General features: G+C 70.9%; 22 protein-coding genes and 1 pseudogene. 7 read left to right on the forward strand and 16 right to left on the reverse strand.

Going from position 1 to position 21,562, the window contains the following annotated elements; all coding sequences use genetic code 11:
* Positions 1-94: 94 nt before the first annotated feature.
* Positions 95-1,063: a bifunctional riboflavin kinase/FAD synthetase gene (locus G4X40_RS12455; protein ID WP_277832846.1), complete on the reverse strand. Its 969-nt coding sequence runs from the start codon at positions 1,061-1,063 to the stop codon at positions 95-97.
* A gap of 116 nt (positions 1,064-1,179) precedes the next feature.
* Between G4X40_RS12455 and G4X40_RS12460 the strand changes: the two genes are divergently transcribed.
* Complete coding sequence (locus tag G4X40_RS12460; protein WP_277832847.1) at positions 1,180-1,884, forward strand: metal-dependent transcriptional regulator; 705 nt, start codon at positions 1,180-1,182, stop codon at positions 1,882-1,884.
* A gap of 312 nt (positions 1,885-2,196) precedes the next feature.
* Positions 2,197-3,261 (forward strand): PucR family transcriptional regulator, encoded by a 1,065-nt coding sequence (locus tag G4X40_RS12465; RefSeq protein WP_277832848.1) that lies wholly within the window; start codon positions 2,197-2,199, stop codon positions 3,259-3,261.
* A 21-nt stretch (positions 3,262-3,282) separates the two neighbouring features.
* Here G4X40_RS12465 and truB read toward each other — a convergent pair whose 3' ends face one another.
* From truB to rimP, 11 genes are all read right to left on the reverse strand, one after another.
* Positions 3,283-4,224, reverse strand: coding sequence for a tRNA pseudouridine(55) synthase TruB (gene truB, locus G4X40_RS12470; RefSeq protein ID WP_277832849.1), 942 nt, complete (start codon positions 4,222-4,224; stop codon positions 3,283-3,285).
* Between the two features lie 37 nt (positions 4,225-4,261).
* Positions 4,262-4,930 carry a 4'-phosphopantetheinyl transferase family protein gene (locus G4X40_RS12475; RefSeq protein WP_277832850.1) on the reverse strand — a complete coding sequence of 223 codons (669 nt, stop codon included), beginning with the start codon at positions 4,928-4,930 and terminating at the stop codon, positions 4,262-4,264.
* On the reverse strand, positions 4,927-5,850 hold the full coding sequence (locus G4X40_RS12480) for a metallophosphoesterase family protein (RefSeq protein ID WP_277832851.1): 924 nt from the start codon (positions 5,848-5,850) through the stop codon (positions 4,927-4,929). Before G4X40_RS12480 ends, G4X40_RS12475 begins: the two co-directional genes overlap by 4 nt.
* A gap of 55 nt (positions 5,851-5,905) precedes the next feature.
* Positions 5,906-7,186, reverse strand: a complete 1,281-nt coding sequence (locus G4X40_RS12485) for an MATE family efflux transporter (protein ID WP_408642187.1) — start codon at positions 7,184-7,186, stop codon at positions 5,906-5,908.
* 83 nt (positions 7,187-7,269) lie between these two features.
* Positions 7,270-8,268, reverse strand: a complete 999-nt coding sequence (locus G4X40_RS12490; protein ID WP_277833092.1) for a DHH family phosphoesterase — start codon at positions 8,266-8,268, stop codon at positions 7,270-7,272.
* Positions 8,269-8,300: 32 nt separating this feature from the next.
* Positions 8,301-8,777 carry a 30S ribosome-binding factor RbfA gene (gene rbfA / locus G4X40_RS12495; RefSeq protein WP_277832852.1) on the reverse strand — a complete coding sequence of 159 codons (477 nt, stop codon included), beginning with the start codon at positions 8,775-8,777 and terminating at the stop codon, positions 8,301-8,303.
* Positions 8,778-8,842: 65 nt separating this feature from the next.
* Positions 8,843-9,136 carry a DUF503 domain-containing protein gene (locus tag G4X40_RS12500; protein WP_277832853.1) on the reverse strand — a complete coding sequence of 98 codons (294 nt, stop codon included), beginning with the start codon at positions 9,134-9,136 and terminating at the stop codon, positions 8,843-8,845.
* A 90-nt stretch (positions 9,137-9,226) separates the two neighbouring features.
* A complete protein-coding gene (gene infB, locus G4X40_RS12505) occupies positions 9,227-12,046 on the reverse strand; it encodes a translation initiation factor IF-2 (RefSeq protein ID WP_277832854.1) in 2,820 nt (939 codons plus the stop codon).
* A 119-nt stretch (positions 12,047-12,165) separates the two neighbouring features.
* On the reverse strand, positions 12,166-12,579 hold the full coding sequence (locus G4X40_RS12510) for a YlxR family protein (RefSeq protein WP_408642188.1): 414 nt from the start codon (positions 12,577-12,579) through the stop codon (positions 12,166-12,168).
* On the reverse strand, positions 12,527-13,555 hold the full coding sequence (gene nusA / locus G4X40_RS12515) for a transcription termination factor NusA (protein WP_277832856.1): 1,029 nt from the start codon (positions 13,553-13,555) through the stop codon (positions 12,527-12,529). The genes G4X40_RS12510 and nusA overlap by 53 nt, the downstream gene beginning before the upstream one ends.
* A complete protein-coding gene (gene rimP / locus G4X40_RS12520; protein WP_277832857.1) occupies positions 13,552-14,169 on the reverse strand; it encodes a ribosome maturation factor RimP in 618 nt (205 codons plus the stop codon). The genes nusA and rimP overlap by 4 nt, the downstream gene beginning before the upstream one ends.
* 141 nt (positions 14,170-14,310) lie before the next feature.
* Between rimP and G4X40_RS12525 the strand changes: the two genes are divergently transcribed.
* Positions 14,311-14,808 (forward strand): hypothetical protein, encoded by a 498-nt coding sequence (locus G4X40_RS12525; protein WP_408642189.1) that lies wholly within the window; start codon positions 14,311-14,313, stop codon positions 14,806-14,808.
* 80 nt (positions 14,809-14,888) lie between these two features.
* Positions 14,889-15,278, forward strand: coding sequence for a ferritin-like domain-containing protein (locus tag G4X40_RS12530; RefSeq protein WP_332844338.1), 390 nt, complete (start codon positions 14,889-14,891; stop codon positions 15,276-15,278).
* Positions 15,279-15,289: 11 nt separating this feature from the next.
* Here the strand turns inward: G4X40_RS12530 and G4X40_RS12535 are convergent.
* A pseudogene (locus tag G4X40_RS12535) lies at positions 15,290-15,946 on the reverse strand (O-methyltransferase); the annotation flags it as partial.
* Between the two features lie 139 nt (positions 15,947-16,085).
* Between G4X40_RS12535 and G4X40_RS12540 the strand changes: the two are divergent.
* Both G4X40_RS12540 and G4X40_RS12545 read left to right on the forward strand, forming a co-directional pair.
* Complete coding sequence (locus tag G4X40_RS12540; RefSeq protein WP_277832860.1) at positions 16,086-16,592, forward strand: nuclear transport factor 2 family protein; 507 nt, start codon at positions 16,086-16,088, stop codon at positions 16,590-16,592.
* A 1-nt stretch (position 16,593) separates the two neighbouring features.
* Positions 16,594-17,436, forward strand: coding sequence for an SDR family NAD(P)-dependent oxidoreductase (locus G4X40_RS12545; protein WP_277832862.1), 843 nt, complete (start codon positions 16,594-16,596; stop codon positions 17,434-17,436).
* Positions 17,437-17,500: 64 nt separating this feature from the next.
* Here the strand turns inward: G4X40_RS12545 and G4X40_RS12550 are convergent, their stop codons facing one another.
* Positions 17,501-19,246 carry a proline--tRNA ligase gene (locus G4X40_RS12550; RefSeq protein ID WP_277832863.1) on the reverse strand — a complete coding sequence of 582 codons (1,746 nt, stop codon included), beginning with the start codon at positions 19,244-19,246 and terminating at the stop codon, positions 17,501-17,503.
* A gap of 60 nt (positions 19,247-19,306) precedes the next feature.
* Here G4X40_RS12550 and yaaA point away from each other — a divergent pair, with 60 nt between their 5' ends.
* Positions 19,307-20,050, forward strand: a complete 744-nt coding sequence (yaaA, locus tag G4X40_RS12555) for a peroxide stress protein YaaA (RefSeq protein ID WP_277832865.1) — start codon at positions 19,307-19,309, stop codon at positions 20,048-20,050.
* A 3-nt stretch (positions 20,051-20,053) separates the two neighbouring features.
* Here yaaA and G4X40_RS12560 read toward each other — a convergent pair whose 3' ends face one another.
* Together G4X40_RS12560 and G4X40_RS12565 are read right to left on the reverse strand one after the other, a co-directional pair.
* A complete protein-coding gene (locus tag G4X40_RS12560; protein ID WP_277832866.1) occupies positions 20,054-20,920 on the reverse strand; it encodes an RNA polymerase sigma-70 factor in 867 nt (288 codons plus the stop codon).
* Entirely contained in the window at positions 20,917-21,495 is a 579-nt protein-coding gene (locus G4X40_RS12565; RefSeq protein ID WP_277832868.1) for a carboxymuconolactone decarboxylase family protein, read from the reverse strand. The genes G4X40_RS12560 and G4X40_RS12565 overlap by 4 nt, the downstream gene beginning before the upstream one ends.
* Between the last annotated feature and the right edge of the window lie 67 nt (positions 21,496-21,562).

Consider the following 21,562-nt stretch of genomic DNA (forward strand, 5'->3'; position numbering starts at 1 on the left):
TACCACTCCGGAGCAGCCGCCGCGAACCGCAGCCACAACCGATCTGCCAGATTACCAGCCGACCCGACCGCCCCGAGCCGGCGGTGACCACCGCTCAGGCGCGGTCGGCGGCCAGGATCTGCCGTGCCTGCTCGACGTCGTCGGCCATGGCCTCGATCAGCGCGTCGACCGTGTCGTACTTGCGCATCGGCCGCAGCCGGCGCACGAAGTCGACCCCGACGTGCTGGCCGTACAGGTCCGCATCGGCGTCGAGCACGAACACCTCGACGGTGCGGTTGCGCCCGGAGAACGTCGGGTTGGTGCCGACCGACACGGCGGCCGGGTACTGCCGGCCCGGCTCCAGTTCGCGCCCCGGCAGTCCGTAGCCGAACAGCGTGAACCACGCGGCGTACACACCGTCGGCCGGGATCGCCGAGTAGGGCGGGGAGTCGATGTTCGCGGTCGGGTAGCCGAGGTCGCGACCGCGGCGCTCGCCGCGTACGACCACGCCCTCGACCCGGTGCGGACGCCCCAGCGCCTCCCGGGCCAGCGCGACGTCGCCCGCGTCGACGCAGGAGCGGATGTAGGTCGACGAGACCGTGACGGCATGTTCGGAGAGCAGGCTCACGCCCTGCACGCCGAATCCGAACCGGGTGCCGAGCGCCTTGAGCATCGCCACGTCGCCGACGGCCTTGTGCCCGAACGTGAAGTTGTCGCCGACCACGACCTCGGCGGCGTGCAACCGCTCGACGAGGATCTCGTGCACGAACCGCTCCGGCGGGATCTTCGACACCTCCGGGGTGAAGGGGATGACGCAGAACACGTCGATGCCCAGTTCCTCGGCCAGGTCCGCCCGCCGGTGCAGTGTGCTCAACTGCGCGGGATGACTGCCCGGTCTGATCACCTCCGAGGGGTGGGGATCGAAGGTGAGCAGCACGCTCGCGATCCCGCGATCGGCCGCCTCCTCCACGGCACGCCGGATCAACTCGGCGTGTCCACGGTGAATCCCGTCGAACACGCCGATGGTGACCACGCACCGTCCCCAGTCAGCAGGAACATCATCGAGTCCTCGCCACCTTTGCACGGGCCAAAGCCTACGACCTCGCCGGAGGGAACGCCGACCCGCCGCGACCCGCGCCGTCCGGTGTCCCCGGCCGACGGCATAGATCACGCTGCCACCGGCACCGTTAGGATCACCTCATGCCCACCGCCACGCCCGACGGCACGTCGTCGTTCGACCTGACCCCGGTGGCACAGGACTACCTCAAGACGATCTGGTCGGCGCAGGAATGGTCGGCCGACCGCCCCGTGAGCACGAAGATGCTGGCCGAACGCATCGGCGTGTCGGCCTCCACCGTCTCCGAGGCGGTCCGCAAACTCGCCGACCAGGGACTGGTCGACCACGCCAGGTACGGCTCGATCACGCTCACCAAGCAGGGCGAGGCGGCGGCGATCGCCGTGGTCCGCCGGCATCGGCTGATCGAGACCTACCTCGTCTCCGAGCTGGGCTACGGCTGGGACGAGGTGCACGACGAGGCGGAGATCCTCGAACATGCGGTGTCCGACCGGCTCATCGCCCGCATCGACGCCAAGCTGGGGCATCCGATCAGGGATCCGCACGGCGACCCGATTCCGGATCCGGCAGGTTCGGTCCCGGCGCCGCCCGCGCGCCCACTGAGCGAGTTCCACGACGGACAGGGCGGTCATGTGGCGCGGATCTCCGACGACGATCCGCAGATGCTGCGCTACTTCGACACCGTCGGGATCACCCTGGACGTGCCGATCACCGTGGTCGAGCGACGCGACTACGCGGGCACGCTCTCGATCCGCGTCGGCCGCACCGAAGCGCGACCGATCGATCTGGGCCACCCTGCGGCACAAGCGATCTGGCTGGTCCGCGACTGAGCCGCCCGACGGTTCCGGCCGGCCCCCGCCGCGGACCGCAGCGCGCGCTGACAACGGCATCGACACGGTCACGGGCCGCGGTCGTGCCGCTACCCGTATTCGATTCCACCCTGGAACGAAATCACTCGTTCCAACTCTGAAGTAAAACTGACAGGAAGCTTGACCAGTCGGTAAAGTCTGTGAGAGCAATCACGACATCTCGTCGGGGAGGTAGTCATCACCGCACCACTGGAGGCTGCGCACACCACCGGTCCGCACGTGCCGCCGGCCACGTCGGTGGCGCCGCGGCCCATTCGCGCAGCCGCGGACGACATGGTCGAGGCATGCCTGCGGCTGAGCGTGTCGACCCTCGAACTCGGGCACCTGCCCGACGACGGCGACTTCACGCCGGTGCGTGTGCTCGCCTCCCGGGGCGCTCGCTCCGGCGAGCGCATCGACCACGTGCTCTCCCAGTGCCACCGCGCGATGGCCGGGGCACGGGAGATCGTCCTCGAGCAGACCATCGACGTCACCGTGGACTCGTTGCGCACACGGGCACGCCTGTTGCTCTCGCTCGCCGAACGGGTCAGCGAGGTGGCCTCGGCCTCCTATGTGGCCACGGCGACCACCGTCGAGTCGACCGCGCCCGCCGTCGTCCACGTGGTCGACGCGCTGCTCGCCGGACGCGACGCGACCACACTCGCCGCGCGCTGCGGGCTGGTCCTGGCCGACCAGCACACCGTCGTCGCGTTCACCGCCGCGCGCCGGCCCGCGGACCTCTCCGCCGCCCGCGGCACGGTCCCGGGGCTCGAGCGGGCGCTGGTCGCGGAACTCGGCGCGCCGCTGCTCGCGAGGTTGTCTCCCCGGCAGTGCACGTTGCTGCTGCCGGGCTCGCCGCACATCGACGAGGTCCGGTCCCACCTCGACCGGGTGTCGGGCATCGCGGACGTCGACATCACGGCCACCGCGGTGCCGGCGCAGACCGGCGATGTCGCGCACGCCGCCGACCAGGCGCACGAGCTGCTCGTCCTCGCGCGGCACCTGGGTCATGCACCCGATCTGTACCGGCTGGCCGATCTCGCGCTCGAGTATCAGCTCACCCGGCCGGGCCCCGCGCGTGACCGGCTCCTCGAGCTGCTCGGACCGCTCGAGGCGGCGCCGGAACTGCTCGAGACCCTCGAGGTCCACATCGACAACGACCTGAACCGGCAACGCACCGCCCGCAAACTGCACCTGCACCCCAACACCGTCGACTACCGGATGAAGCGGGTCGCCCAGTTGACCGGATGCGATCCGGTGCGCGCCTCCGGGCGGTGGCAGTTGCGCTCGGCGCTGGTCGTGCGCGAGTTCGTCCGCGGCACCGGGCAGGCGGCCGGCGGACCGGACCGCGACGCCTGACCCGATCGGGCTCGGACCGGCCTACCCCTGCTGGTCCAGGTCACGCAGGGTGGCCGGCCGCACCACCATCACCGACGCGGCCCGGCGGCCGCTCTCGCGCAGCAGCGCGATGGTGTGGCCGTCGGGATCGATCGCGGCGTACACGCCCTTGATGCCGACCGGCTCGAGCCACCGCCCCTGGCTGATCGACTCCGCCTCGGCCGCGTCGATCACCCGGTGCTCGAACGCCGTCTGCGCTGCGTGGTCGATGTCCAGGCTGACGCCCGGGTTCTCCGCGAGTTCCTCCAGGGTCCGGGCGTGGTCGAGCGTGAACGGCCCGACCCGGGTGCGCCGCAGCGCCGTCAGGTGCCCGCCCACCCCCAGCGCCGCGCCCAGGTCGCGGGCCAGCGCGCGCACGTAGGTGCCCGAGGAGCAGTCCACCTCGACGTCGACGTCCAGCAGCCCATCGCCCGGCTCCGGCCGCCGCACGCCGGTGATCTCGAAGCGGTCCACCCGCACCCGGCGGGGCGGGATCTCGACCTGCTCACCGTCGCGGATCCGGGCGTGCGCGCGACGGCCGTCCACCTTGATCGCGCTGACGCTGGCGGGCACCTGGTCGATGTCGCCGACGAACGCGCCGATCGCGTCGCGCACCTGCTGCTCGTCGAGGGCGGCCGCGCTCGCCCCGCCGGTCGGCTCGCCCTCGGCGTCGTCGGTGGTCGTCGACTGTCCCAGCCGGATCGTTGCGGTGTACGACTTGGTCGTCAGCGCCAGTAGTCCCAGCATCTTCGTGGCCCGCTCGACGCCGAGCACCAGCACGCCCGTCGCCATCGGATCGAGGGTCCCGGCGTGCCCCACCCTGCGGGTGTTGAGCAGTTTCCGGCAGCGCGCGACCACGTCGTGGCTGGTCATCCCCCCGGACTTGTCGACGATGAGCAGCCCGGCGCCGTCGAGGCCGGAGGAAGGTTTCGCGCGTGCAGACACAACAGGCGATTGTGCCAGGAGCAATCGGACGCGCCGGTCACACCACCGCGATGGCGGTCAGGATCAGCCCGTCACGAACCAGCCACCGTCCGTCGAACGCGGACAGCGGCGGACCCGAATGCGTCTGCCCGGGCACGAGCAGTTCGCTGCGGAATGACCCCCAGGTCCCCTCGTCGGAACGCTCGAACGTGATGTGCGCGTCCTCGAAGCCGAGCCACCGGCCGGTCAATGGGAACCAGGCCTTGTAGGTGGCCTCCTTCGCGCAGAACAACAACCGGTCGAAGTGCACGGCGGGCTCGCCCCCAGAGCCGACCGCGGCCAGCCAGTCGCGCTCGGCCGGCAGGCTGGTCGCCTCGAGCACCCCGTCGGGCAGCCCGGCATGCGGTTCCGCGTCGATGCCGACCGAGCGCACCTGCATCGCGAAGCCCAATGCGGCCGCCCGGTATCCGTCGCAGTGCGTCATCGACCCGACCACACCACCGGGCCACTGAGGCGACCCCATGTCCCCCTTGAGCACGGGCGCGGCCCGCACCCCGAGTTGCGCCATGGCCTGGCGCGCGCAGTGCCGGGCGCTGGTGTACTCGCGTCGACGCTTCTCGACCGCGCGGCCGATCTCTGCCTGCTCGGACGGGAACAGTTCCAGTCCGTCGGGGTCCTCGTACAGCTCGGCCGACGCGACACCCGACGGAAGGATCGACTCGATCATCGGCGCATCGCCCTCATCCGCTCCACCTGCGCTTCTTGTTCCGGAGTCACCTGGAAATGACCTCCCCACTTGTTGAGCCGACCGGGCGGGTACACCGGGACCGGCAGGATCTGCCGCAGCACCGGTTCGGGCAGCCCTCGGCGCTCCCACTCGCGGGGATAGCCGACGGAGACCTCTTCGAAGCGGACGCCGTCGTAGTAGGTGGTGCGGGGGATGTGCAGGTGCCCGTACACCGAGCAGATCGCGTTGTACCGAGTGTGCCAGTCGGCGGTCTCGTCGGTGCCGCACCACATCGCGAACTCGGGGTGGATCAGCACCCTGGTGGGTTCCCGCACCAGCGGGAAGTGGTTGATCAGCACGGTGGGCACGGTGGGGTCCAGCGCGTCGAGTCGGCGCCGGGTCAGCTCCAGCCGCGCCCGGCACCACGCGTCGCGCGTGGCGTAGGGCTCGGACGAGAGCAGGAACTCGTCGGTGGCCAGCACACCGCGGTCACGTCCGATCTCCAGTCCCTGCTCCTTGGTGGCGGCGCCGTCGGGCAGCCAGCTGTAGTCGTACAGCAGGAACATCGGTACCAGCGTGGCCGGGCCGCCCTCACCGTGCCACATCGGGTACGGGTCCTCCGGGGTCAGCACGCCGATCTCGCGGCACATCTGCACCAGGTGGTCGTAACGCGCCACACCGAACTTGCGCACCGGTTCCTTCGCCGTGGTCCACAGCTCGTGGTTGCCCGGCACCCAGATGACCTTCGCGAATCGTTCGGTGAGCAGTCGCAGCGCCCACCGGATCTCCTCGACCTTCTCGCCGACGTCACCGGCGACGATCAGCCAGTCGTCCGGCGACTCGGGATGCAGTGCCTCGGTGACGGGGCGATTGCCCCGATGCCCCACATGAATGTCGCTGATCGCCCACAGCTTTCCCACGAATCACCTTTCCGCCGCACTTGCTCGCCGACCGCACCGTCGCGTCCGCCGTCGCTCAGCCGGATGCCCGTCCCATCTCCACGCCGGGCACCGCCCAGCGTCCGGACCGCACCCGCACCAGCACGGCAGCCATCCGCAACACCATAAACACCGCCAGCCCGGACCATATGCCCCGAAGGCCCCAGTCCATCGCCGACGCCGTCCAGATCAGTGGCAGGAAGCCGACGAGCGCGGCGGCCAGCGTCGCCGTCCGCAGGAATCGGGCGTCCCCCGCGCCCAGCAGCACGCCGTCGAGCGCGAACACCACCCCGGCGACCGGGATCATCGCCACGAACAGCGGCCAGATCCGTCCCATCTGCGCCACCACCGCGGCGTCCGGGGTGAACACCGGTGGCAGGAACCACCAGCCCGCGGCGAAGAAGGCCGCAGCCGCGACCGCGCATCCGAGCGACCAGCGCGTCACCCGCACCGCCGTCACCTTCGCCTCGCCCACGCGGCCCGCGCCGAGCGCGGCCCCCACCAGGGTCTGTGCGGCGATGGCCAGCGAGTCCAGGGCCAGCGCCAGGAAGTTCCACAGCTGCAGCACGACCTGATGGGCGGCCAGCGCGGCCGCACCGAACCGGGCGGCGACCGCCGCCGCGGACAGGAAGCACACCTGGAAGGCGAGGCTGCGCAGGATCAGATCACGGCCGAGCACCATCTGCGCGCGCATCACCGCCCAGGACGGGCGCCACGAGACCCCGCCGCGGGGTTCGCCGACCAGGGCCGCGACGAACAGCGCGGCCGCGACCGCCTGCCCCAGTACGTTGGCCAGCGCGGAGCCCGGCAGCCCGAGCCTCGGCGCGCCCAGCAACCCGTGCACCAGCACGGGGCACAGCGCCGCAGACACCGCGATCCCGGCCAGCACGCAGCGCAGCGGCCGCACCGTGTTCTGCACTCCGCGCATCCACCCGTTGCCGGCGAGCCCGATCAGAATCAAGGGCGCGCCCAGCGAGGCGATCCGCAGCCAGCTCACCGCCTCGGCGGCGATCGGCCCGCCGCCGCCGAGCACCGACAGCAGCGGCCGCGCGAACACCTGGACCGCGCCGGCGATGACCACTCCGAGGATCACCGCGAGCCAGGTGGCCTGGATGCCCTCCCCCACGGCCGCGCCGGTGCGGCCGGCGCCGTGCATCCGCGCCGACCGCGCGGTCGTGCCGTAGCTGAGGAAGGTCAGCTGGGTGCTCACCTGCGCCAGGACCACGCCGCCGAGCGCCAGTCCCGCCAGCGCGTCCGCCCCCAGTCGGCCGACGACGGCGGTGTCCAGCAGCAGGTACAGCGGCTCGGCGGCCAGCACTGCGAGCGCCGGCAGCGCGAGCCGGAGAAACCGGCCCGCCCCCGCCGCACGGAGGTCGGCCGCAGCGACGTCGGCCGAGCGGGTCAGCCGAGTGCCCGGCGCAGCGACGACAACACCTCGTCCGGCTCCCCTTCGGCCGTGAACCCGGCCGCGAACCGGTGACCGCCGCCGCCGAGCGTGCGGGCGGCCTGCGCCACGTCGAAGGCACGCTTGGACCGCAGCGACACCGACCACCGGCCGTCCGGTTGCTCCTTGAGCACCGCGGCGACCTCGGCGTCGGCGGTCGTCCGGACGATGTCGACGACAGACTCGACCTCTTCCCACCGCAGCGACCCGACGTCGGCACGCCGGATCACCGCGTGCACCAACCCCAGTCCCCCGGCGGAGTCCGGTTCCAGCCGCGCCGTGCCGAGCACTGCGGAGAGCATCGGCAGCCAGCCGAACGGATGGGTGTCGAGCAGGGTGCGACTGATCGCTGCGCCGTCGATCCCGGTGTCGAGCAGGTCCGCAGCGAGCCGATGCGAGCGCGCGCCGGCCCATTTGAACGAGCCGGTGTCGGTGACCAGCCCCGCGTAGAGGCAGTGCGCGAGCGCCGCGTCGATCGGCACCCCCCAAGCCTGCAGGATCTGGGCGATCACCACGGTCGTCGACTCGGCGTCGACGTCGACCACGTTGACCATGCCGAACCGCGTGTTGGTCGCGTGGTGGTCGATCACCAGGGTGCGGCGCGCTCCCGCCATCCGCCCGGCCAGATCCCCCACCCGGTCGGGACTTCCCGCGTCGACGGTCACCAACAGGTCGACCTCGGCGGCGACCTGTTCGGGCGCCACGAGGTGTTCGACGCCGGGCATCGAGCGCAGCGACTCCGGCAGTTCGTGCGGATGCGGGAACGAGACCTGGACGGGAATCGACCTGCGCGCCAGCGCGATCGCCAGCGCCAGACCGCTGCCGATGGTGTCGGCGTCGGGGTGGACGTGGCACAGCACGGTCACCGACGTGGCGGCCGCCAGCAAGGCCACCGCCTCGTCGATTCCGTGTTCGGTCCCGGTGCCGCCGATCGGGGCACCGGGCGCGGACTGCATGTCGGTCATCGGCAATTCCGTCATCGGTGGGGTCACAACGTGGGGTCGGTCGTGCCGGCTTCCTCTTGCGGATCGGTGTCCGGCGGACTCTTGTACGGGTCCGCCTCCCCCGCCGGTTGCGCACCGACCGCCGACCGCGCGACCGCATCGTCGGCGGCCCGCGCCTTCGCCAGCAGCTCCTCCATGTGCCGGGCGGTGTCCGGCACGGTGTCCGCCACGAACTTCAGCGTCGGGGTGAACCGGACCCCGGTGCCGGCGCCTACCTTGGTGCGCAGCGCGCCCTTGGCCTTCTCGAGCGCCGCCGCGGCTCCCTCGTCGTCCGGTTCGGACTCGAGGCTCGCGCCGCGCACGGTGTAGTAGACGGTCGCATCGTGCAGGTCCGCGGTCACCTTGGCGTCGGTGACGGTGACGAACTCGAGCCGGGGATCCTTGATCTCGTGGGCGATCGCCGTCGCCACGATCGTGGCGATCCGCTTGGCAAGCCGACGCGCGCGTGCTGGATCTGCCATCGCGCTCACTCTCCTCTGGTTGGCCTGGAACTCTGGGGCCTGATGATCTGACGGCCCGCGGATCTTCAGTCCTCGGGGCCGAGAATGCGCCGCCTGACCGCGAGCAGTTGCAACTCGGGACGGCCGGCGACGTGACGTTCGCAGTTGTCGAGCACCTCGTGCACGTGGCGCAGATCGGAACTGACCGCGGACAGTCCGATGAGCGAGCGTCGATAGCGGTCGTGTTCACCGACCTCGGCGACACTGACCTCGTACCGACGACGGAGCTCTGCGACCACCGGTTTCACGTAGGAGCGCTTCTCCTTGAGCGACCGGACGTCGCCGAGCAGGATGTCGAGCTCCAAGGCACCGACGTACATGGACCTCCTTCAGCGCCCCGTGGTCGGTACCCGGCCCGGGATTCCGGTGGGCGGGCTGCCGTGGCAGCCCGCCCACCGGGACGTACCGCGTCAGTCGCGCGGCTTCTCCTGGAGCTCGTAGGTCTCGATGACGTCCCCGACCTTGATGTCGTTGTACGTCACCGTCAGACCGCACTCGTACCCTTCGCGGACCTCGACCACGTCGTCCTTCTCGCGTCGCAGCGAGGACACCGTCATGGTCTCCGCGACCACCACGTTGTCGCGCAGCAGACGGGCCTTGGCGTTGCGCCGCACGATGCCCGAGGTGACGAGGCAACCGGCGATCGTGCCGACCTTCGAGGACTTGAACAGGGCGCGGATCTCCGCCTTGCCCAGCTCGACCTCTTCGTAGACCGGCTTGAGCATGCCCTTGAGGGCCTTCTCGATCTCGTCGATCGCCTGGTAGATCACCGAGTAGTACCGGATGTCGACGCCCTCGCGGTTCGCCAGCTCCGTCGCCTTGCCCTCGGCACGGACGTTGAAGCCGATGATGATCGCGTTCGACGCCGACGCCAGGTTGACATTGGTCTCGGTGATGCCACCGACACCGCGGTCGATGACCCGCAGCTGCACCTCGTCGTCGATCTCGATCCCGAGCAGCGCTTCCTCGAGGGCCTCCACCGTGCCGGAGTTGTCACCCTTGAGGATGAGGTTGAGCTCGCTGGTCTCCTTGAGCGCGGCATCGAGATCCTCGAGGCTGATCCGCTTGCGGCTGCGCGCGGCCAGGGCATTGCGCTTGCGCGCGTTGCGCCGGTCGGCGATCTGCCGGGCGATCCGGTCCTCGTCGACGACGAGCAGGTTGTCACCCGCACCCGGCACAGACGTGAAGCCCACGACCTGGACCGGACGCGACGGCAGCGCCTCGTCGACGTCGTCGCCGTTCTCGTCCACCATGCGGCGCACGCGACCGTAGGCGTCGCCGGCGACGATCGAGTCGCCGACCCGCAGCGTGCCGCGCTGGATCAGCACCGTCGCCACCGGTCCACGACCGCGGTCCAGGTGCGCCTCGATGGCCACACCCTGCGCGTCCATGTCCGGGTTCGCCCGCAGGTCGAGCGACGCGTCGGCGGTGAGCAGGACCGCCTCGAGCAGCGACTCGATGTTGGTGCCCTGCTTGGCGGAGATGTCGACGAACATGGTGTCGCCGCCGTACTCCTCTGCAACCAGCCCGTACTCGGTCAGCTGGCCACGGATCTTCGCCGGATCCGCGCCCTCCTTGTCGATCTTGTTGACCGCGACCACGATCGGCACGTCGGCCGCCTGGGCGTGGTTGATCGCCTCGACCGTCTGCGGCATGACGCCGTCGTCGGCCGCGACCACGAGGATCGCGATGTCGGTCGACTTGGCACCGCGGGCACGCATGGCGGTGAACGCCTCGTGGCCCGGGGTGTCGATGAAGGTGATCAGGCGGTGCTCGCCGTTGAGGTCGGTGTCCACCTGGTACGCGCCGATGTGCTGGGTGATGCCACCGGCCTCGCCCTCGCGCACGTTCGCCTTGCGGATCGTGTCGAGCAGTCGGGTCTTGCCGTGGTCGACGTGACCCATGACCGTGACGACCGGCGGACGCTGCGCGAGATCGTCCTCGCCGCCCTCGTCCTCGCCGTAGCTCAGATCGAAGGACTCGAGCAGCTCACGGTCCTCGTCCTCCGGGCTGACGACCTGGACGACATAGTTCATCTCGCCGCCGAGCAGCTCGAGCGTCTCGTCGCCCACCGACTGCGTGGCGGTGACCATCTCGCCGAGGTTGAACAACGCCTGCACCAGCGCTGCCGGGTTCGCGTCGATCTTGTCGGCGAAGTCGGACAGCGAGGCGCCGCGGGCGAGACGGATCGTCTCACCGTTGCCGCGCGGAAGCCTGACGCCACCGACCGACGGCGCCTGCATGCTCTCGTACTCGGCGCGCTTCGCCCGCTTCGACTTGCGTCCACGACGCGGGGCGCCACCCGGACGCCCGAAGGCACCGGCGGTCGCGCCACGGCCACCACGGCCGCCGCCGCCACCGGGGCGACCACGGAAGCCGCCCGCGGGAGCGCCGCCACCGGCACCGGGAGCGCCGCCGCCACCGGGACCGCCGCGGTAACCGCCGCCGCCGGGACGACCACCCGGAGCGCCGGGACGACCGGGGCGACCGGTCGTGCTCGGACGCTGGGCGCGCGCCGGCATGGCACCGGGATTCGGGCGCGGGGGCATCGAGCCGGGGCTCGGACGCGGGCCACCCGGACCGGGCGCCGGGCGGGGTCCGCCCTGGCCCGGTGCGGGACGCGGACCGCCCTGACCCGGCATCGGACGGCCGCCGCCGGGACGCGGGCCACCGGGGCCCGGGCTCGGGCGGGGAGCCGGTCGCGGCGCCGGGGTGGGCGCGGACGAATACGGGTTGTTCGCGACACGCGGGGCCTTCGGGCCCGGCTTCGGACCGGACGGGGCCTTCGGCGCGGCCGGCGTGGGCGCCGACGCGGCGGGCGCCGCGGGAGCTGCCGGCTTCGCGACCGGCGGCTGCGGGGCTGCCGGCTTCGCGGCGGGTGCCGGAGCAGGAGCCGCTGCGGCGGGTGCCGGAGCAGGATCCGCTGCGGCGGGTGCCGGGGTCGGGGCTGCCGGCGCCTGGGCGGCCGGGGCCTTCGGTCCCGGACGCGGGGCGCCGGGCTTGGGTGCCGGGCGTCCCGGGGTCGCGGGCTTCGGCGCGGCGGACTGCGCCGCGCCGCTTGCGTCTGCGGACCTCGGGAAGGACTCCCGCAGTCGCCGAGCGACCGGGGCCTCCACCGTCGACGACGCCGACTTCACGAACTCGCCCTGCTCCTTGAGCCTCGCGAGTAGTTCCTTGCTGGTGACACCGAGTTCTTTCGCCAACTCGTGCACACGGGCCTTGCCTGCCACTGCTCTCCTCACTGATGAGGTCGAGCGGTGGCTGTCCCCGCACGACCTCGGGTTATCTCCGATGGACGTTCATCGTTGGTGCTTCACGGTGTGCTCATGAGTGCTCGTACCTGTCCTTCTCAAGAGGTCGTGCTGTCTGCCGCGATCCAATCGGCCACCGCCTCGGTGCCCGGCTGGCCGGATACCCGCAACGCTCGCCCGAATGCGCGACGCCGTTCTGCCTGGACCAGACATTCCGGTGTGGGATGCAGCCATGCGCCCCGGCCCGTCAGCCTGCGCCGCGGATCGGGGACGAGGAGGAAGGCTCCGGGCCCGGCCTCTCGTGCCACGATCCTCAGCAGTTCGGTGGCCTGCGCTCGAGACCGGCAACCGATGCACGTGCGAACCGGTGTTTCGGCAGCCACGGGCACGGGCGCGGAATCTTCACGCTGGACCATTGAACACTCTACCGCTGTCCGCAAGTTTCCGGCGCATTGCACCTCAGTCGCCTGTCGGCGACGCCGCCGGCTGCCCGGCCGGTGCGGCCTCCGCATCACTGCGGATGTCGATCCGCCACCCCGTCAGCCGTGCGGCCAGTCGGGCGTTCTGGCCTTCCTTGCCGATCGCGAGCGACAACTGGAAGTCGGGCACGACGACGCGGGCCGCCCGGTTCTCCTCGTCGACGACGGTCACCGAGACCACCTTCGACGGCGACAGTGCATTGCCGACGAACGTCGCCGGATCCGGGTCGAAGTCGATGATGTCGATCTTCTCGCCCGCCAGTTCGCTCATCACGTTGCGCACGCGCTGCCCCATCGGGCCGATGCACGCACCCTTGGCGTTGAGCCCGGACACCGTCGAGGCCACCGCGATCTTCGAGCGGTGCCCGGACTCGCGGGCGACCGCCGTGATCTCCACGGAACCGTCGGCGATCTCCGGCACCTCGAGCGCGAACAGCTTGCGCACCAGGTTCGGGTGGGTCCGCGACAGCGTGATCTGCGGTCCGCGGGCGCCGCGGGTGACGCCCACCACGTAGCACTTGATGCGCTCGCCGTGTTCGTAGTTCTCGCCCGGCACCTGCTCGGCCTGTGGAATGACGCCCTCGGCCCCGTTGGACTCGCTGCCGATCCGCACGACGACCATGCCGCGCGCGTTCGCGCGGGCGTCCCGCTGGATGACCCCGCCGACGATCTCACCCTCGTGGGTGGCGAACTCGCCGAAGCTCTTCTCGTTCTCCGCGTCGCGCAACCGCTGCAGGATGACCTGACGTGCGGTCGTGGCCGCGATGCGCCCGAAGCCCTCCGGGGTGTCGTCCCACTCCGAGATCAGGTTGCCCTCGGCGTCGACCTCACGGGCCATCACGCGGACCACCCCGGTCTTGCGGTCGATGTCGATCCGCGCGTTCGGCTGGTGTCCGTCGGTGTGCCGGTAGGCGGTCAGCAACGCCGTCTGCAGCGTCGCGATGATCGTGTCGACCGGGATTTCCTTCTCCGCCTCGATCGCCCGCAGGGCGGCGATGTCGATGTTCACTTGTCGCTCTCCTTCATTTCCTCCGCCACACCGGCCTCGTCCGTGGCACCGGCGGCCACGGCATTGTCGAGATCACCGGCGGGCACCCTGCCTTGCACCACGCCACCCGCGAGTTCGAGTTCCCGCGGGTCCGGCGTCGAGAACTCCACCTGCACCACGGCCCGCCGGATGTCCGCCAGCGGAACCTGACGGACCGACGGACCGCCCTTGCCCCGCACCACCAGACCGACCGTCGGGGCCGACTTGCGCGACTCCTCGAGCCGGCCGACCCGCGCGAGCAACTGCTCGGCGCCGGTCAGGTCGACGGCGACCTTGCGTCCCCGCGCCCGCCGCCAGTGCCGCGGCTCGGTCAGCGGCCGGTCGATGCCCGGCGAGGTGACCTCGAGGGTGTAGGGCGCCTCGCCGAACGAGTTCTCCTCGTCGAGCACATCCGAGACCAGCTGACTCAGGTGCGCCACCGCATCGAGTTCCAGACCGCTGTCCGAGTCGACGACGACCTTGACCACGCTGCGCTTGCCCGCGGAGGTGACGATGACGTCCTCCAGGTCGTAACCCTCACGTTCGACGAGACCGCCCAGCAGTTCGACGACCTTGTCCCTGTGCGGCACTGGCATCGGCGTCCTCGTTTCAGTTGTCGGGCCGGGGCACCGCGGCCGGTGTCCGGCCCGGGCGGTCCTCCACCGGGGCAGCGTTCATCGGACGCACGAGTGCGTGGATGTCAAGGGTAACCCGGCGCAGCTGGCAGGATGTCCATCGTGCAGTCGCTCTCATCACATACCGGCCCGGCCACGATGCCGCGCCGCTCGGTGCTCCGGATCGCCGGGGCGGGTCTGGGACTCGGCCTGGCCGGTCTCACCGTCGCCGCCTGCTCGTCGGACGACTCCGGCCAGTCCGTCGATCCGCTCATCGCGCTGTCGCGCTCGGCGCGTCAGGACGCCGCCACCGCCACAGCCATGGTGGCCAAGTTCCCCGACCGGGCCACCGCGCTCACGCAGATCGGCACCGAACGGACCGCGCACGCGGACGCCTTCGACACGGAGATCGCCCGGGCGGCCGGTGCCACCACCGCGTCGGCGACGGCGACCGCGGTCGCCCCCGAGCCGACGACCACGCTCGACCAGTTGCGTTCGACCCTGCGCCAGTCCCAGCGGGAGGCCGCCGGTGTCGCCCGCACGCTCTCGGGCTACCGCGCCGGGCTGACCGGCAGCGTCGGCGCCGCCTGCGCGGCCGAGGTGGCGGTGTTGCTGCCGTGACCACACCGGTATCGCCGAGCGCGACCCCCGCCTCCCTGAGCACGTCGGATCAGCAGGCGCTGACCGGCGCCCTGCAGTCCGTGTACGCGGCCGTCTACGCCTACGGCCTGATCGCCGCCTACGCCAATCCGACCCGCGCGACGCAGGTCGCCACGCTCGTGGCCGCCCACCGCGCGGTCCGCGACGAGGCCGTCGACCTGCTCGCCTCCGCGGGCGCCCCGATCCCGCGGGAGGCGGCCGGCTACACCGTCCCGTTCCCGGTGACCGACCCGAAGTCCGCCGCCCGACTGGCGGTCCGCGTCGAGGACGACTGCGCGGTCGCGTGGCGCGCGGCGCTCGAACGCGCCGACGCCGAGGCGGTACGCGACATCGCCGTCCAGGCGCTCGCGGATTGCGCGGTGCGCGCGGGCAACTGGAACGTCGCACTGAACGTGCAGCCGCCCACCACGGCCTTCCCGGGACAGCGCTGACGGTGCGCGGGTGCGATGGCCAGCCCGTCCCAGCCCTTGGCGCCGACGGTCTGCAACGCGGTCGCGTCCAGGCTCGGTTCGGCGCCGAGGAGTTCGAGCACCTCCCGGCTGCCCGCGGCCGTCGGGTCGGGCTGCGCGTCGAGGATCGCGCCGCCGCGCACGACGTTGTCGACGACGATGACCGTGCCGGGATGGGACATCCCCAGCGCCGCACGCACATAGGCGGCGTTGTTCTGCTTGTCGGCGTCGATGAAAACCAGGTCGAACGCCTCGGCATGCTCGTCGGCCAGCGCGGCCAGGGACTGCAGCGCCGCGCCCACCCGGATCTCGACCCGCTCCCGCACGCCCGCGTGATCGACGTTCGCCCGCGCCACCTCCGCGTGCCGCGGGTCGATCTCGAGGGTGATCAGCCGGCCGTCGGGCGGCAGCGCCCGCGCCAGCCAGATCGTGCTGTATCCGCCGAGCGTGCCCACTTCGAGGATCCGGCGCGCTCCGGCCAACTGCGCCAACAGGTTCAGCAGCTTGCCCTGATTGGGGGCGACGTCGATCGGCGGCAGGCCGGCACGGGCGTTGGACCGGTGCACCTCCGCGAGCGCGGGATCCTCCGGAATCAGTGTCGCGCCGAGGAACTCGTCGACCCGGCCCCAGGCCTCGTCGTGGTTCGCCATGTCCGTCCTCCCTCTGCGCGGGACGCCTCGGCATCGTCCCGACATGCGAGCGCCTAAGGTCGACGCACGGCCGAGTTGTGCAACCGGTCACAATCGCGATCGACCACAACACTGCCACCGAAACGGAGGGGATGACCACTTGAATTCGCCGATCACCACCGCGGCCGAGGCCACCGCCGCGGCACGCCTCGACCGACTCGAGCAGATCGAAGCCATCGAGAACCTCAAGCACCGCTACTTCCGCGCCTGCGACGCCAAGGACCCCGAGGCGTTCCGAGCGTGCTTCATCACGACCGGCGCCGACGTCGACTACGGCGCGCTGGGCCGGTTCGCCGACGCCGACCAGATCGCCGAGGTGTTCCGGCGCATCGCGCTGCACAAGGTCGATGGCAAGCATGTGATCTTGGACATGCACCACGGCATGCACCCGGAGATCACCCCGACCGGCCCCGGCCACGCCGCCGGCCGCTGGACGCTGCGGTTCCGCCAGGTCAACCTCGTGGACCGCACCGAGAAGCTGCTCACCGGCGAGTACGACGACGAGTACGTGATCGAGGACGGAGTGTGGAAGATGTCCAAGTGCCATTTCCGGCAATTGTGGGCGATGACCCGGCCGCTGGCCGACGACACAATCGTGGAGCAGTGAGATGAGCGGATCGAACACCCCCCGGGTGGCGCTGGTCACGGGCGCGAGCCGCAGCGTCGGCAAGGGCATCGCACTGGCGCTCGGCTCGGCCGGATGGACCGTGTACGTCACCGCGCGAGGCGAGGTCGGCAGCGGCGGGCCGCTCGACGAGACCGCCCGCCTGGTCACCGAGCGCGGCGGACGCGGGATCGCCGTGCAGGTCGACCACCGCGACGACGCGCAGATCCAGGGCCTGTTCGCGCGCATCGCGAAGGAGCAGGACGGCCGGCTGGACCTGCTGGTCAACAACGTCTGGGCGGGCCCTTCCGACGGATACGCCGGGTTCTCGCAGCCGTTCTGGAAGCGGCCGATCGACGACTGGGACCAGCTGATCGGGATCGGGCTGCGCGCGCACTACGTCGCGTCGGTCGAGGCGGCGAAGCTGATGGTCGAGCGCGGGTCCGGGGTGATGGCGAACATCTCTTCGTTCGGCACCCGAGGGCACCTGCACTCGGTGCTGTACGGGATGTCGAAGGCCGGCCTGGACAAGATGGCCGCGGACATGGCCGTCGAGCTCAAGGGCACGGGCGTGACCGCGGTGTCGCTGTGGCCGGGACTGGTCAAGAACGAGGCGATGCTCGCGCGCGGTCGCGACGATTTCGAGGGCTTCCCGTTGGCGAACGCCGAGACGCCGGAGTTCATCGGCCGGGTCGTCGTCGCGCTGACCGACGACCCCGAGGTCGGCGACCGCAGTGGTCACACGCTCATCACCGCGGAGGTCGCACTCGACTACGGCGTCACCGACATCGAGGGCAACCAGCCCGACTCGCATCGGGCGATCTTCGGCGGCGGCCCGCTCTTCTGACGAGCCGGGTGCCCGGCGCCGGGGGTTGCCCGGCGCCGAGCACCGCATCGGCCTCGGACGGTCGTCAGTCGCGGAGGGTTGCCAGCACCTCGCCGAGCGCCCGCTCCGTGGCGACCTCGCGGGATTCGCCGGTGAAACGGTCGCGCAGTTCGACCTTGCCCTCGGCCCAGCCGCGACCGACGACCACGACCAGCGGCACGCCGAGCAGTTCCGAGTCCTTGAACTTCACGCCGGGCGAGGACTTGCGGTCGTCGAGGATCACCGAGACGCCGGACTTGTCGAGCTCGGAGGCAAGCGTCTCCGCGCCCTCGCGGGCCGACTCGTCCTTGTTGGCGATCACCACGTGCACGTCGGCGGGGCTGACCTCGGCGGGCCAGCGCAGGCCCTTGTCGTCGTGGTGCTGTTCGGCGATCACCGCGACCAGTCGCGACACGCCGATGCCGTAGGAGCCCATGGTCGGGCGCACCGGCTTGCCGTTCTCGCCGAGCACGTTCACCTCGAAGGCGTCGGTGTACTTGCGGCCCAGCTGGAAGACGTGCCCGACCTCGATGCCGCGGGCGGCGACGAGCGTGCCGGCACCGTCCGGGGACGGGTCACCGTCGCGGACCTCGGCCGCCTCGATGGTGCCGTCGGGGGTGAAGTCCCGGCCCGCGACCAGGTCGACGTAGTGCTTGCCCTGCTCGTCGGCGCCGGTGATCCAGGCGGTGCCGTCCACCACCCGCGGGTCGACGAGGTAGCGGACATCGTTGTCCTGCAGCGCTTTCGGTCCGATGTACCCCTTGATGAGGAACGGATTGTTGGTGAAGTCCGTCTCGGTGATGAGCACGTACTCGGCCGGTTCCAGCGCCGCTTCGAGACGCTTCTCGTCGACCTCGCGGTCGCCGGGGATGCCGATGCCGAGCAACTCCCACTCCCCGCCGGGCACGCGAGTCTTGACCATGATGTTCTTCAGCGTGTCCGCGCCGGTGACCGTGCGACCCAACTCGGCGGCATTGGCCCAGTCGACCAGAGTGTCGATGCTTTCGGTGCCCGGGGTGTCGTGCACCTGCGCGGCGGGCAATCCGTCGAACGGGATCGGCTGGGGCGCGAGGGTCTTGACGGCCTCGACGTTGGCGGCGTATCCGGACTCGAGGCAGCGGACGTAGGTGTCCTCACCGATCTCGGACTCGGCGAGGAACTCCTCCGACGCGGAGCCGCCCATCGCCCCCGAGGTCGCCGAGACAATCACGTACTTCACGCCGAGCCGGGCCAGAATCCGCTCGTAGGCGTCGCGGTGCGCCCGGTAGGAATCGGCCAGCCCCTCGTCGGTGAGGTCGAAGGAGTAGGAGTCCTTCATGATGAACTCGCGACCCCGCAGGATGCCCGCACGCGGCCGCTGCTCGTCGCGGTACTTCGCCTGCACCTGGTAGAGGGTGACCGGGAAGTCCTTGTAGGAGTTGTACTCACCCTTGACGGTGAGCGCGAACATCTCCTCGTGGGTGGGACCGAGCAGGTAGTCGTTGCCCTTGCGGTCCTGCAACCGGAACAGGTCGGGACCGTACTCGGTCCAGCGGTTCGACGTCTCGTACGGCTCCCGCGGGAGCAGAGCGGGCAGCGAGATCTCCTGCGCGCCAATGGCGTCCATCTCCTCGCGGACGACCCGCTCGACCTCGCGGAGCACCCGCAGGCCCAGCGGCAGCCAGGAGTAGACGCCGGGGGCGATACGGCGGACATAGCCGGCCCGGACGAGCAGCTTGTGGCTCGGCACCTCGGCATCGGCCGGGTCGTCGCGCAGGGTACGGAGGAACAGCTGGGACAGACGCGTGATCACGGGGGTTCAGCCTAGTCCGTGCGCGGGGTGTCGCGGTGACTGCAGGTAGCGTTGCCACCCGTGCTCGTCCTCCTGCCACCCTCCGAAACCAAGTCCGACGGCGGCGACGGCTCCCCGCTCGACCTCGAGGCGCTGTCCTTTGGGTCCCTGGGCCCGATCCGCCGCAAGCTCGCCGACGCGCTCGTCGAGTTGTCGGCGGACCGCCCGGCGAGCCTCAAGGCGCTCGGTCTCGGACCGAAGCAGGACTCCGAGATCGACCGGAACGCCGCGCTGTGGACGTCGCCGACACGACCCGCCGTCGAGCGGTACACGGGGGTGCTGTTCGACGCGCTCGACCACGGGTCGATGACGGCCGCGCAGCACGCCCGCGCGCTGGGCCGGCTCGCGATCGGCTCGGCACTGTTCGGCGCAGTGCGGGCGGGTGACCCGGTGCCCGCCTATCGGCTCTCCGGCGGGTCGGCACTGCCCGGGTTCGGCACGCTGCGCTCGGTCTGGAAGCCGGAGTTGACCGAGGCCTTGGCGGCGCAGACCGACGGGGATCTGGTGGTCGACCTCCGGTCGGGCAGCTACCAGGTGCTCGGACCGGTCCCCGGCGCGATCACCGCGACGGTGCTCACCGAGCAGCCGGACGGCAGCCGAAAGGTCGTGAGCCACTTCAACAAACACCACAAGGGGCTGTTGGCGCGGGCACTGGCGACCACGCGCGCGGAGCCGAGTTCGCTCGGTCAGGTCGCGAAGGTCGCGGCCAAGGCCGGACTGACCGTGGAGATCGCCGGCGACCGGGAACTGGTGATCCTGACCTGACGGTCACCGCCGGCGCAGGTCCGCGACCGTGCCCAGTGCGCCGAGCTTGTGCGGGTTGCGCATCCCGTAGATCCGGGTGATGAGTCCGTCCTCGACGACCACGCTGATCGCGGTCACGTCACCGCGCAGGTCGAACTCGACGCCCGGCAGACCGTTGAGCGTCGCGACGGTCACGTCCAGGTCCGGGAGCGTGGCCGCGCGAGACAGGAACGCCGCCACGGTCCGCCGCCCGGCGATGGGCTTGCGCACCGCCGTCGCCACCCCGCCGCCGTCGGCGATGGCCACGACGTCCGGCGCGAGGACGTCCATCAGCGCTTGCACGTCGCCGGTGGTGACCGCCTCGACGAACTTCTCGACCACCGCCTGCTGGCGAGCGCGGTCCACCTGCATCCGCGGACGCCGTGCCGTGACGTGCTCACGGGCACGGTGCACGATCTGCCGGACCGCGGCGGGCGACTTGTCGACCGCCTCGGCGATCTCGTCGTACGGAACGTCGAACACCTCCCGCAGCACGAATGCCGCCCGCTCGGTGGGCCCGAGGGTCTCCAGCACGGTCAACATCGCGATCGACACACTCTCGGCGAAGACCGCGTCGTCGGCGACGTCGGGGCCGGTGAGCAGGGGTTCGGGCAGCCATTCGCCGACATACTCCTCACGCCGGCGCGCCACGGTCCGCAGCCGGTTGAGCGCGAGCCGCGTGACCACCCGAACCAGGTACGCGCGGGGGTCGTGCACCTGCACCTGGTCGACGTCGGCCCACCGCAGCCACGATTCCTGCACGACGTCCTCGGCGTCGGCGGCGGAGCCGAGGATCTCGTACGCGACCGTGAACAGCAGCGCGCGGTGGGCGACGAACGGGTCGTCGGTCATGAGGTCGAGCGTAGGTCGAGCGGCCGCAGTTCACAGTCGGTTGCGAACCCCTGGGACTCGACGCCCATCGCCGTGTTGGACCGCGTGTAGAAGTTCGCCAGCGCGATGAACGTCGTCAGCTCGACCAGCGCGGCCGGTCCGAGCGCCTCCAGCAGCCGGGCCGACAGCTCGTCGGTGACCGTCGGCGGGGTGGCGGTCATGGCCTCGGCATACTCCAGCACGTCCCGCTCGAGCGGCGTGAACGCCGCCGACTCACGCCAGCGGGCGACCTCGTGCGCCTTTGCCATGTCCAGACCCTCGTTCCGCGCCTGGTAGTAGCCGAGATCCAGACAGAAGCTGCAGCCGACCATGCCGGCCACGGCCATGTGCGCGAACGACTTCAGTGACTCGTCGCATTGATCCCACTTCCCGACCTTGCGACCGACCGTGAAGCTGAAGTTCAACACCTTCTTGTTGTGCCAGGCGATCTCCACCGGCTCGGGCACGTCACCGAGCATCTTGCGGGAGACCCGCTTGACGATCGCTCCACGCACGCCCGTGAGCTCGGCCTTCGGGATCCTGTTGTTGCCGGACATGACTCCTCCTCGAGTTGGCTGCTCTCCCCCGCCATCCCTTCTCCTGACATTCAGACACCGGCCGCCG

Origin of the sequence: Speluncibacter jeojiensis (genome assembly GCF_029589495.1) — a bacterium.
In the GTDB taxonomy this organism is placed as follows: domain Bacteria; phylum Actinomycetota; class Actinomycetes; order Mycobacteriales; family Mycobacteriaceae; genus Speluncibacter; species Speluncibacter jeojiensis.